The organism is Clostridium thermosuccinogenes (assembly GCF_002896855.1).
Classification (GTDB): Bacteria; Bacillota; Clostridia; order Acetivibrionales; family DSM-5807; genus Pseudoclostridium; species Pseudoclostridium thermosuccinogenes.
The window spans coordinates 4,336,511-4,348,799 of sequence record NZ_CP021850.1; the positions used below are offsets into that span (position 1 = coordinate 4,336,511).

Below are 12,289 nucleotides of genomic sequence, written 5' to 3' on the forward strand. Positions count from 1 at the left end.
AAAGGTGTAAAATGGCTGATATCAAGGATAATAGGACTTTAAAACAGGAAATGAGTATTAAATGCTTTATTACAATGTGGTAAGAGTAAAGCCTTCTGAATTAATTGACGTTTCAACAGATACTATGATGTTTCAATTCCAATATGGCACGATTAAAGCCCACTGTATCGATGCAGATATTTACAAAAATGATGAGTTTCAATTCCAACATGGTACGATTAAAGCGGTTAAGCTATGTGTCCTTCCCGAAAGTGTTTACGCGTTTCAATTCCAACATGGTACGATTAAAGCATTGCCATTTATATCACATCCTCAGAAATATCTTCATGTTTCAATTCCAACATGGTACGATTAAAGCACCGACGGAAATGCGCATATTTCAAGGCATTCCGGTGTCGAAAACACTTATTTTTGCAATGAACCTCCAGTCGTGCAAAAAACACTGTACCTTCATGATTTCATTCCCTCTATAATAGCAATTGTACCATATTCTTCATAAGTTTTGAATAAAGTTATCAGTTGGGATTTTTTCTCTGCCTATAACGCCTTTTGAAAGCCATCTTTTTTCCGAGACATAAAAATTCTAACTGAGTCCGATTGGGTTATTTTTGTGTATTGTAAAATAAAAGTACAGCAAGTTGCCACGTAAAAGTGCAGCAGCTTGCCAAACAAATTTGAGAATATTTTACAGTAAATATTAATACAACTTTCACTGCGGTTGATTTCTATCGTCAACGGCAGGCATATTTAGCTATTCATGATTTTGATAGAAGAAAAAAACATTGCCAGCACCCAATTAAAAATAGTACCCTTTAGTTGTCAATGCTAAGGGGGTACGGAAAGGATGCTAACAATGGCTGATATTAAGTATATCAAAGATTTATCGGATAAGAAAGGCTTATCCTTACGAGAAATTTCAAGAATAACCGGTTTTAACTTCAGAACTGTCCAGAAATATGTGGATAAGGATGATTGGTCAAAACCATTAACCAGAAAAAAGAACAGCAAAAGTGTACTTGACTCATTTGCAAAAACTATTGATGAATGGCTGGAAGCCGATTTAAAGGCACCAAGGAAACAGAGACATACAGCCAAAAGAATATATAATCGGCTTAGTAAGTTATACAAAGATGAATTTACTGTATCATATCGAACTGTTGCCAGATATGTAGCAGAAAAGAAACGAAAACTATATGGAAGCAATGAAAGCTATATCCCGCTTTATCATCCTGCCGGGGAGGCGCAGTTAGACTTTGGAATGGCAGAATTTGTGGAAAACGGGATTCGATATGAAGGCTGCTATGTGGCCATGTCTTTCCCATACAGCAATGGCGGTTACATACAGGCCTATAAGGGAACCAACATTGAATGCCTGCTCCAGGGTATGCAAAATATATTCAATCACATGGGACGAGTTCCCACCTGTATATGGTTTGATAACGATAAGGCTGTTGTAAAGAAGATATTGACTAACGGTGAGAGGGAAGTTACAGACGCATTCAACAGATTTCGACTGCATTATGGTTTTGAGAGTAATTTCTGCAATCCCGACAGTGGGCATGAAAAAGGGCATGTGGAAAACAAGGTAGGCTATTCAAGAAGAAATATGCTGGTTCCGGTGCCGGAATTCAAAGACCTTCAAGAATTTAATAAGAACCTGCTGATCGAATGTGATGAAGATATGCATCGTAAGCACTACTTAAAAGATATCCTCATTAAAACTCTGTTTGAACAGGATAAGAAAGCAATGAAACCTTTGCCAAAAGCTGAGTATGAGATCTACCGTCTTGAGAAAGTGAAGTCCGATAAATACGGGAAAGTGAACTTTGAAAACAGAAAATACTCTGCCAGTCCTGAGCATGCTCAAAGGGAGCTTTTTGTGAAAGCCAATGCTTTCAATGTCTGGATTCTTGATGATCAGTATCAGGTTGTTCAATGGCATAACCGATTATATGGAAAACAAAAAGAATCTATGAAATGGGAACCCTATCTGGTACTGATGAGTAACAGACCAAATGCCATAAAATATACCGGCTTTTTTCAGCAGTTGCCCCAAACATTGCAGGAGTACCTTTCTGGCTGTGATTACGAGCAAAAGAAAGCTACCCTAAGAATGCTGAAGAAGATGGTTGCTAACAGTGAGCTTGAAACAGCAGTGGATGCTTTTAACTACTGTGTTCAAAAAGGTATACAAGACTTGGATAGTATATGGGCCCGTTATTACAGTATGGTCTTCGCAAATGCTCCCATACCTGATATTGTTGTGAAAGATGAAATCCCTTGTCTGTCATATGAGGTGAATAACTCAATCTACGACGACCTGCTTGAGAGGGGGCTTCCTCATGCATGAACTAATTGCTGCCTACTGTAACACTCTAAAACTTGGCTCAAGAATTGCCAAGAATTATTCGCAGATTGAGGCCGAGACCCATGAGGAATTTCTTGCTAAGCTTTTGGCTATGGAAATAGAGGCCAGAGAACTCAATCGTAAAAATGCCCTGCTGAAGCAAGCGCAATTTGATGTCTTGAAAACCTTTGGAGACTTTCGGTTTGAAAAGATGAGTATACCCAATACTATCGATGTAGAAGCTATTAAAACAGCTTCTTTCGTTGACAAAAAGGAAAACCTGATTCTCTATGGATCTGTTGGGCTTGGGAAAACTCACCTGGCTACGGCAATGGGTGTGGAAGCCTGTAACCGTGGGAAAAGGGTAAGGTTTTTCCGCACATCTTCACTTGTTAATCAACTATTGGATGCCAAAGCTGAAGGAAGCCTTAAACGTTTTATGAAGCAATTGAATAAGGCAGATTTGATTATTTGCGATGAATGGGGTTTCATTCCATTTGAAAAAGAGGGAGCGCAACTTTTATTTCAGGTTATATCAGACTGTTACGAACGCAAAAGTCTAATTATTACTACTAATTTAGAATTCAGTAAATGGAACAGTATTTTCTACGATGAAAAGCTAACAAGCGCAATCATTGATAGAATTATTCATCACAGCCACTTAATTGTATTTGAAGGTTCAAGTAATCGTTTAGAGAACTCCTTGATGAAAGTACGATAAAAATTCATACCTTATATTAACAAAATTGGATTGCTTGGGTGCTGCATTTTTCTTGTCATTTTGATGCATTTCTAGTTGACAAAACACAGTTATTTTGCATTGCTACCATATCAGTAATGCAACTATATACGAGCGAATAAAGACCTACCGAACTCTCAGTAAATCTATTTCAAAAACAGCCATTGCTGTAGGATATCCTATCTCCATAAACTGGTTGGACCATATCGAACGCAATTCCAACTTGGTACGATTAAAACGATGGAGAAAGGATACCCATTGAGTTATCAAAAGTTACTTTCAATTCCAACTTGGTACGATTAAAACCTTGAACACACGAGAGAGGAACGCACGACGACAAGCTTTCAATTCCAACTTGGTACGATTAAAACTATATCCAACAATTGCTTTTCTTCTTGATATACAGCTTTCAATTCCAACTTGGTACGATTAAAACGATTCCGGCACACAGTCCAAGCATAAGATTAACAACTTTCAATTCCAACTTGGTACGATTAAAACGGTTGGGCAGGGTAATTACTGATGATGTGGCTTCTTGCTTTCAATTCCAACTTGGTACGATTAAAACAATAGTAACCCTGTGTTAACTTTCAGGGTGGTTAGGCTTTCAATTCCAACTTGGTACGATTAAAACTATCGGATATAAGAAATAATAGAAAAGAAAAATCAAACTTTCAATTCCAACTTGGTACGATTAAAACACCGGCGGGAATCCACATATATCAAGGCATTTCGGCGTCGAAAACACTTATTTTTGCAGTGAACCTCCAGTCGTGTAAAAAACACTGTACCTTCATGATTTTATTTCCTCTATAATAGTAATTGTACCATATTCTTCATGAGGTTTAAATAAAATGTCAGTTGTGTTTTTCTATCCCCTTAATACATTTCAAAGCAATTCCTTTTACGGAACACGAAAATAATCACTGAGTCTTTATCAGGATGTTGTAGATAATTATATATAATTCATACAATGAATACCTGTACTTTCCATGTGTTTTCCATTGGTATATATCTTGTTATAAAGAAATTTTCAGTAAAATTCTATATGGCTCATGATTCAACACAATATAATAAAAATATAGCTGAGAGTACTTTATAGTCAAAAGTCTCCCAGCAACAGGACCAGACCAAGGATGCATACTTAGCATGATCTTTCGTATAAAGTATAGTTTTTATTAGCTTTCACCATTTTATAGTTTAAATAATATAACTTCTCTAGCCTCATAGCCTTTTGTGTAGAATATGTGTTGACATTATCAAATTTTGCCTTGTTATGAAAATCATCCATACGAATAATCATTCTGTCATTTCTAGCAATTAAAGAAGTCTCATCAAAGTATCCACTGTATTGTTCATCTAACTCTTCTATCCTCTCAGCTTTTATAAATTGAAAGAAGCATCCTCTCTTACCAAAATAATTTATCCTTTTAAATTTATCAACATAATAATCAACTAGTTTTTCATCCACAGCTACAGCAATAGCAATATCGCCATTATAATAAATAAACTCTCTAAAGCCTACTGTTGAATCAAAGGCAATATCAGGATTCTTTTTCTTTTTATCGCTATGAGGCTCTTTTTGAATTTTTATAAAACAGTTATTGGCACATATGTATTTAGGAAGCTTAAACTGAATGTTAAAACTCTTTATTGTATTAAACCGTTCAATCGCTTCTTCTACAGAGCCGAAAGTAATAATAGAGTTCAAAAGGGCCATTTTTATGCTATATGGTGATGGACAAAGAAGACTCTTGGCTGCAGGATTGGTAGCATCACTTCTTCTTAATGAGAAAAGCGATACTGGTCTGTAAGTAATTTCAAGCCACATAATCAGCCCTCCTGTCTGCTCTCCTTCACCTTATAAGGCTCTCCTTCATTAATTAGGTCTTTCATAGCATCTGCAAATTCCGACAAGCTATTGAATCTCCTTAACACTATATTTTTTTCATTATTTTCAGGCTCTTCTTTAATATCTAACGAATTCAAAGCATCTGCTATTCTTTCTATTTCTTCTTTATAGTCCGGATTAATAGCACTGATTAACGGTGCAGGGGTTGCGTTTTTTGAGATGGCTAATACACCCTCAAAATTTACCACATGAGGATTTTGAGTGTTTCTCATAGCTCCTTTTGTTTTCAAAAAAGTATATAGTGTTGACTCCAGAAGAGCTTTATATCTTTCTAATCTATCATTGTCATCTATACTATAGGTTCTCGTGATCTCATTATACCCTATTCTGTAAATATCCAAATTGCACACAAGTGCATATTCCCCTGAGTTTGCTGGCCTATGAAATATGTTCTGTCCCTGATTCGAACTCTCGTCTTCTCCCTCTGACTTGGAGCCAGCATTAGGTACTAATTTTACGTGAAAATAGTTTTCTGTAGTTGTCTTGTCTGGAAGTCCTATTAACCATCCATATTCGCTGCACGATTTTCTGGGAAGATTGCTGTTATTATTAGTAACCAGTATACCCTGCATATCATCAATTACACATTTTTCTAACAGCAAATCCATAACTGTTTGCTGATCTTTACCTTTAGATTCCTCGCTAAAGACCCTGTCCCCACTTATCCTGTTTGAATTGAATGTAGTGCAGGCATTACATAATGGTAGCCCTTTTTCCACGGCAATATTATATAGATGTTCTGTTTGTACGTGTTTCAACATATCTCCGCTTATGGCATTGACTGTGTGGATTTTACCCTTATCGTCCACTATGGTAACCTGCCTTGTAAGTATTTGGTTTCCTTCTCCGCCTTCATTATTCAAGGAATGCATGTCCAGTGTGATTTTTCCACTTATCGAAATTGAGCTTATTTTCATCTTTTTGCTATCTTTATTCATCATCTACATCATCCTCCTCGCTCACTTTGCTCATTTGATCATCCAATTCTTTTCTTTCTAATGAATATCCATAAGCGCAAAGTAATTTTGCAATTGTAGTACAATCATCATACTTATCAATCAATTCTATAATATCTTCCAGATCCTGCGTCTTTATGGTTGCTCTAAGCTTATGGGTACCTTTAAGTTCCGGATGTTTTTCTGCCACCCTTGCGGCTTCAGCATTGTAGGATGCAATAAAATCTGATAGATATTGAATAAATTGATCCTTATATGGCGCTTTTCTCTTCAGGTCAAGGGCCATACCATACCTTATTTCATATTTTATTCCGTCATCTTTGTCTTTTGCGTACTGTGCTGAGATTGTACTATTTCTGATTGCTTTCGCAATATTGCAAAAGCCTTGGTTTTTTAGAATTTCACCATAGTTCATCTCTTTTAAAAACACCTCCATACAACTTAATGAGAATGGTCTAACATAATATTCTTCCTTTGATATCTTACTCATTAAAAATTCGCTATACTCTACTATAAAGTCGAAGAAATATTCAATATTGCTTCCTGATATGAACTGCCTATAGTTTTGGAGCATCTTTAATATACTGTTTGTCTCATCGGACTTTGATGCTGAGATTCTTATATTTTTAATTACATCTAGATGGTCATCAATAATATTTATCCACTTACCCGCCTCTTCTTTGTTATTAAATGCTATAAAATCAGGTGTTTCCAAATATGAAATATTGGTAGGAGAGTAAGCTTTACCCATGTTTTTTAGATACACAGTGTATAGCCCTGATACATAGCTGTCTGCATGCTTTCTTTTAGACAGTTCCTCATCGATATAGTTTTCACTATGCTCTATTAAGGTTTTACATAGCAACAGAAGCATTGTAATGTCAAGTCTTACCGCAGTCATGCCTGTTACGATAGGCTTAAGGTTTTTATAAACGGAAGTATGCATAGAATAATTCATATTCTTTAGATCCAAAACATAAATCTTGGCATCCCACTTTTTAGGTCCAATCTTTATATCTTTTACAATCATCCCCGAAAACATACCTGCCAGTTTCACGTACTCCCTAAGCCAAAAGGCTTTTATTGGTCCTGGTGATATAGAATTTGCCTTAGTACTTGCAGCTCCTTTAACCTTATCAGGATTGACTGCCTGAACAGCATTAACTTCAACTATATCTCTTAATTCCCCACTTCTTATAAGCTTTTTTAGGCTTTTCTCCACCTCATCCTGGTTTTGAAAAGGGGATGCATACAACATTAGTACGTGTTTCACTATTTCTTTATAGTTTGATTTGTTATTGTATACATTTTGAAATACAGTTTTATAAGTATCCAAAGCTTTCAATTTTGACGGGTTTAATGCTTGCAGTATGTCCCAATCATCCCTAGGCTTATTCTCACTGTTATCCAATTGCTGTTTTAGCTTCAAAGAATAAGCTTTATAAGCTTTCTTGTCAAGTTTCGAACGTGCTTCTTTTAATTTTAATGACTGTTCTTTCCTTTCTTCATTAAAAAGCTTTGCTCTGTTTGCTTCAAACTCATAATCTATAGAATCTGGTATATCTGCATCATCACCCTTGGTCTTTATATAACGGAAAAGGTCTATATATCTACAATTTCCAACCATTTCTTCGGTTATTGGCCTTTTCAAAGATATCTCATAGTACACGCCTCTATCTATAATATCTACACTTCTCTCCTGACGTAACAATCTGCTTAAAAGCAATGCAAGCCCGTAAGCTTCCAGCATATTAGAGTATGTTCCGCTATCTTTTAAGACATAGTATTTATCCTGATACACATTTTCACCTCCTTACTGTTCGCAGGCTTTTTGATCACATAATCTCAGTATTCTGGAAAATATAAAATACAATATTGTATCCATGCTTTCATTTACATCAGAAAATGTGACCATATAGGACTCCAAAGATTGATTGTATGTGTTTTTAAATAAATATTTATTCCTTTTATCTATATCGTTATATAAACTCGGGCAATAGGTTTTTATAAGTTCAAATATTTCTTCTACACTACTTTCTGGAACAAAATAGCTTTCACAACTATCATTCATCGGAGAATGGTGTCTTGCTATTGAAGAAACCATAGCTATAACAATCTCATCACAGATAGTCTCTGGAGCTATGGCATAGCACACCAAGGCCCCTATCCCTGCATGATTTGGAAGTCTTGTCTTTTCATCGCCCTCATCCCAGTCGGTATGAGCAAGTATCATGTCTTTCGGCGCCGGTGCTTTTTTTGCTTGCCACTCATGAGCTTTCTTTTGCCATGCCAAATTTAACTTCCCATAATCATGTAAAATAATCATGAAGTTTATTATCTCATCTATACTTACATCAACCTTATTCCTTTCCCATATTGAATTAAGAGTATTTATCACCTGAGGCCTTAAAAGTTTCTGATAAACTTGAATCATTTTTTGGACATGCTCTCTATAAGATTCCAACCTCATGGAGTATACTTTGTCATCACAGACTTTCTCAAGCTCAACCAGTTGAGTTTCACCTGTCTTTTCAAAGTTCAGTCCAATATCCTCGTCATAAAAAACATATTTCGGATTTACTATAATCCTGTCATATGAAAATAGTATATCTTCATCCACTCCTACCGTGGTATAAGAGAAGTCGTTTTCATCATCAAGGCCAAAGCTGTCTTCCTCTATCTTCTTGATAATCCAGTCTTCTTCATCTTCTTTATCTATCTTCTTCAACTTGCTTATAAGTGAATGTTTATTTATTGATACACTGTCCACAAAGTAAGGATTTCGAATTTCATATGGATTTGAAGAAATTACTACATTGAAGTTCTCAATTTTTCTTATCAGATCAGTGGCCCATTTTCGTTCAGGTTTAATCCAGCAATCTTTGATACGCAAATCTCTGTCACCTGATCTGATAGTTTCATATATTTCAAGTTCTCTTTGTGTCAGTACCTTGTTAATAATCTCCTGTCCCAGATAAAAGTCCATGTTTTTTCCCTGAACTTCATTGAGTTCATTTAACGTTTTCTGTGATATATCTTTATTATAGGGTAGGTACGTGCCTTTCTCCTTATCTATGTCATATACATATATATCAGCTTCTTCTCCTCCATATCTTGCAGCTCTGCCAATCCTTTGGAGGAACGAATTTATTTCTGATATTTCCGTATGCATTGTATCGCACGTAATATCTATACCTACCTCCACAACCTGGGTAGATATGAGTATGGCATCACTATCTGATTCTTTGCTAAAAAGCCTTTTTATATCATCTTCTTTTTGCATTCTGTCTTTCTGATAAAATCTTGAATGCAAGCAAATCAGACTGGTGTTGGAAAACCTTTCATTCCCTTTGATTTTCTCTTTGAGTTCTAAAAACAAACTCTGTGCTCTTTCTACAGTATTACAGAGCACGATAGTTCTCTTTTTATGCTTTGATATTACATCGTCAGCCTTTAATTCTCTGTTATATGTGTGAACTATTCTGTATTTATTTACATTGCACTGAAGCTTTGCATATTCATCAGGGCTGACTGATACTCTTCCAGCGTTTAGGAATGTACAAATTCTATCAACCATCTCATTCGAGAGTGTTGCGGTCATTAGACAAAATCTTGCTGTATTTTTAAACATTCTGAGTAGGTTTATGGTCGTACTTAAAGACCTTTCCCAGTCCAGAAGATGAAATTCATCAAACACATGATAACTGGAAACAAATGCTCCTGCATTTATATTACACTGTCTATTAGGGAGTGCAAATGGTATAAGTAATGCCGAACTCAATGACTGGTCAACCGTAGTAAAAATTATATCCCCTTCAAAATAAGGATCCTCCGGTGTTTCTCCGGTCTGTATGGTAACTTTTATTGAGGGATCATACTTAATAAGTTTTTCTTTCACATCTTTATAAAGTGAATTTGCAAGCACCCTAAGTGGCAGGGAATATATCAATTTTGCAGGAAAAGGTATATTTTCTTTTTTGGCTATTATAAACGGTACAACTGAAGCCCATGTTTTTCCACACCCAGTTGGTGCCTGCATAACAACATCTTCTCCGTTAAGAACCTTTCTGCACATATCTACTTGAAAATTATATGGTTCAAATTCTGTAATATTATAAAAATAGTCTCTTATTTTTCTTTCATCCAACATCACGCACCACCTCAATCATGCCCATTCCCAGGCTATTTCTATCTCCTACTCCGCATTCGTATGCTGTTGCAATAAGCTCAGGGTTTCCGCATACCTCAAACGGTGCAAGATAGCCTTTTATTTTTATTCCCTTGTAATCTATAAGCTTGCCTTTTTTATATTTATCAACATCTGTAAACTTTACTTCAAACTCCGTATCTTCTGGCTTTTTCCCATGAAGTATCTCATATTTTGAAATGATGTTTGCCCTCAAATTTTCTGTAAATCTCTTATCCTCTATATAAAGATCCTGTCTTTTTAATCTTGCATTTTCTTTTAAAAAGGCTGTGGAGATGGTTATAGGTGATAAGCACATAAATTTCATGCATCTTGAAAACTTAGGCTCTGCCATAACCTCTATATTTATAACTCTGAACATCACCTTGTCTATTCTAATTTCCGGGTATCCCGTAACAGTTTTAACAAGAGATAAAATAAATTCTTTCATAGGTGATGTAATATACAGTACAACTTTTCCCTGAATACTCATACAAGAACCGTTTATCTCATATTTTTCAGGCTTAAGCTGGGAAAAGGTGAAAAGCTTATAATGCTTATTATTGATTTCATATCCTTTTTCATGAAGAAAAGTTGAGTATTTGCTGTCTGATTCCCGTATAAGGTTATATATCATTGAAGAAAGTGCATAGTTGTAATTTAAATCTATAGTCTGCTTGCCAATGCTGTCGAGGGTCAACTTTATTCTCATCTTTACCTCCTGCCTTACCCTGATAAATAGATACAAAGAAAATCAAGTTTTCTGTTTTCTTTACGCTTATTCATTTGTAAGTAAGCAATCTCAAGCGACTTTTCAAAATCTGCTGGAGATTTGTATCCAAGTTTGAGTGAAGCCATGTACGGTTATAAAAACTCTATATAATCAAATATTGGCACACGAGCTTCTGACTTTGTTTTGAACCTTGTCAATATAAATAAGTTCAATATTTAGTGTGACAAGATAGATTCCATGCAAGCGTTGTCATAACAATTTCCTTTGCGGCTCATGTTTGATATGTAATCATATTTCTTCAAAAGCCTTTGATATTTATAGTTTGTATACTGAGTTCCACGATCAAAATGACGGATTATACCTATTTGGTTATAGTTTTCAATAGCCTGTTTTAGAGCTCTTACTGCAAGTTCTTTAGTTATTGTGCTTTCCAAAGTCTAGCTAACAACCTTACGATTAATAAATCCAGCAATTGTAGCAAGGTAAGGCAGCCTTCATCTATATGGTATGTATAGCCTTGAGCTTTCCCTTTGTCTTTATATTATTCTCTTTCATTATAAGCACTACTCGGTTTTTCTACATTAGATACCTTAATTCTTAGGACGTGTGTAATCCTTGGCCTTCCATATGTTTGACGAGTATTGATGAATATTTACTTAATTTTCTCAACCAGCCTCTCGTTTAATTTGTTACGGTTGCTCTTAGGATGTTTAATCTACGTGTAATAGCCGCTCCTTGCAACTTCAAGTACCTGACACATCTTCCCCACCCGAAACATAGAGTGGTATTTACATATAAAGAAATAGGCTACTTCTGGCATCTTGCGAAGATTGCAGTGGCTTTTTTTAGAATGACATTTTCCTTCTCAAGGTCAGCAATGCGCTTTTTAAGTTGTCTCAGTTCCTCATCTTGAGGTTTTAAGTTACTACTGTCATGGAACGTATCATCACTATGCACTTTGCATTCTCTTACCCATCTGCGAACTGTATTCTCATGGATATCAAGTTCTTTTGCTACACTTGAAGCACTGCATCCCTGTTCTAAAATTAGGCGCACAGCTTCAATCTTAAAATTTTTATCAAAGCGTTTCATTGATGGACACCTCCATATGTTCTGGTTTTATTATACCAGCCATGTTCTGTGTCCATCAAACCGCAGTAACTTCATCCAACCGCTTTTATAAGTCATTATGGTTTATTATTTCTATATTTCCTCATTTTCCCTTCTTTATTCTTTATTTTATGAGTTAATAATTATAATACGGTATAAAAATAAATTTCCTATAGTATTCCCTCAAAACATATATTTCGACTCCATCTTGGTATGATTAGAACGAAAGAAAATAACTTTAAAAGATATGATAAAATAAGGTTTTAATTCCAATATGGTTCGATTAAAACAATACATAGTTAATAA

Annotated in this window: 8 protein-coding genes, 1 pseudogene and 1 CRISPR repeat array; of the genes and pseudogenes, 3 read left to right on the plus strand and 6 right to left on the minus strand. The window is 35.5% G+C overall.

The genetic code is table 11. The features are described 5' to 3' along the window. Positions 1-61: 61 nt before the first annotated feature. The 3 genes from CDO33_RS18970 to istB all read left to right on the plus strand — a co-directional run bounded on the left by CDO33_RS18970 (position 62) and on the right by istB (position 3,068). Positions 62-355, plus strand: a complete 294-nt coding sequence (locus CDO33_RS18970) for a hypothetical protein (RefSeq protein ID WP_103082351.1) — start codon at positions 62-64, stop codon at positions 353-355. Between the two features lie 489 nt (positions 356-844). Continuing rightward, positions 845-2,350, plus strand: coding sequence for an IS21 family transposase (istA, locus tag CDO33_RS18975; protein ID WP_103083304.1), 1,506 nt, complete (start codon positions 845-847; stop codon positions 2,348-2,350). Next, the gene (gene istB / locus CDO33_RS18980; RefSeq protein ID WP_103083303.1) at positions 2,343-3,068 is read left to right on the plus strand and encodes an IS21-like element helper ATPase IstB; all 726 of its coding nucleotides are present in this window, start codon (positions 2,343-2,345) and stop codon (positions 3,066-3,068) included. Before istA ends, istB begins: the two co-directional genes overlap by 8 nt. Positions 3,069-3,295: 227 nt before the next feature. Further along, a CRISPR array of direct repeats spans positions 3,296-3,787; the repeat unit is 30 nt; unit sequence CTTTCAATTCCAACTTGGTACGATTAAAAC. A gap of 443 nt (positions 3,788-4,230) precedes the next feature. Here the strand turns inward: istB and CDO33_RS18985 are convergent. The 6 genes and pseudogenes from CDO33_RS18985 to CDO33_RS19010 all read right to left on the minus strand — a co-directional run. Next, positions 4,231-4,917 carry a hypothetical protein gene (locus tag CDO33_RS18985; protein ID WP_103080508.1) on the minus strand — a complete coding sequence of 229 codons (687 nt, stop codon included), beginning with the start codon at positions 4,915-4,917 and terminating at the stop codon, positions 4,231-4,233. A 2-nt stretch (positions 4,918-4,919) separates the two neighbouring features. Next, positions 4,920-5,939: a DevR family CRISPR-associated autoregulator gene (locus CDO33_RS18990; RefSeq protein ID WP_242973467.1), complete on the minus strand. Its 1,020-nt coding sequence runs from the start codon at positions 5,937-5,939 to the stop codon at positions 4,920-4,922. Then, a complete protein-coding gene (locus tag CDO33_RS18995) occupies positions 5,929-7,755 on the minus strand; it encodes a hypothetical protein (RefSeq protein WP_103080507.1) in 1,827 nt (608 codons plus the stop codon). The genes CDO33_RS18990 and CDO33_RS18995 overlap by 11 nt, the downstream gene beginning before the upstream one ends. Before the next feature lie 12 nt (positions 7,756-7,767). Continuing rightward, positions 7,768-10,104: a CRISPR-associated helicase Cas3' gene (gene cas3, locus CDO33_RS19000; protein WP_103080506.1), complete on the minus strand. Its 2,337-nt coding sequence runs from the start codon at positions 10,102-10,104 to the stop codon at positions 7,768-7,770. Continuing rightward, positions 10,094-10,852 carry a CRISPR-associated endoribonuclease Cas6 gene (gene cas6, locus CDO33_RS19005; protein ID WP_103080505.1) on the minus strand — a complete coding sequence of 253 codons (759 nt, stop codon included), beginning with the start codon at positions 10,850-10,852 and terminating at the stop codon, positions 10,094-10,096. Before cas6 ends, cas3 begins: the two co-directional genes overlap by 11 nt. A gap of 83 nt (positions 10,853-10,935) precedes the next feature. Next, positions 10,936-11,965 (minus strand): annotated as a pseudogene (locus CDO33_RS19010) (transposase); the annotation flags it as partial. Between the last annotated feature and the right edge of the window lie 324 nt (positions 11,966-12,289).

What these genes read in the sequence shown, in the direction of transcription:
- CDO33_RS18970 (WP_103082351.1), top strand. Translation starts at nt 62, where the DNA reads ATGCTTTATTACAATGTGGTAAGAGTAAAGCCTTCTGAATTAATTGAC.
- istA (WP_103083304.1), top strand. Translation starts at nt 845, where the DNA reads ATGCTAACAATGGCTGATATTAAGTATATCAAAGATTTATCGGATAAG.
- istB (WP_103083303.1), top strand. Translation starts at nt 2,343, where the DNA reads ATGCATGAACTAATTGCTGCCTACTGTAACACTCTAAAACTTGGCTCA.
- CDO33_RS18985 (WP_103080508.1), bottom strand. Translation starts at nt 4,917, where the DNA reads ATGTGGCTTGAAATTACTTACAGACCAGTATCGCTTTTCTCATTAAGA.
- CDO33_RS18990 (WP_242973467.1), bottom strand. Translation starts at nt 5,939, where the DNA reads ATGATGAATAAAGATAGCAAAAAGATGAAAATAAGCTCAATTTCGATA.
- cas3 (WP_103080506.1), bottom strand. Translation starts at nt 10,104, where the DNA reads ATGTTGGATGAAAGAAAAATAAGAGACTATTTTTATAATATTACAGAA.
- cas6 (WP_103080505.1), bottom strand. Translation starts at nt 10,852, where the DNA reads ATGAGAATAAAGTTGACCCTCGACAGCATTGGCAAGCAGACTATAGAT.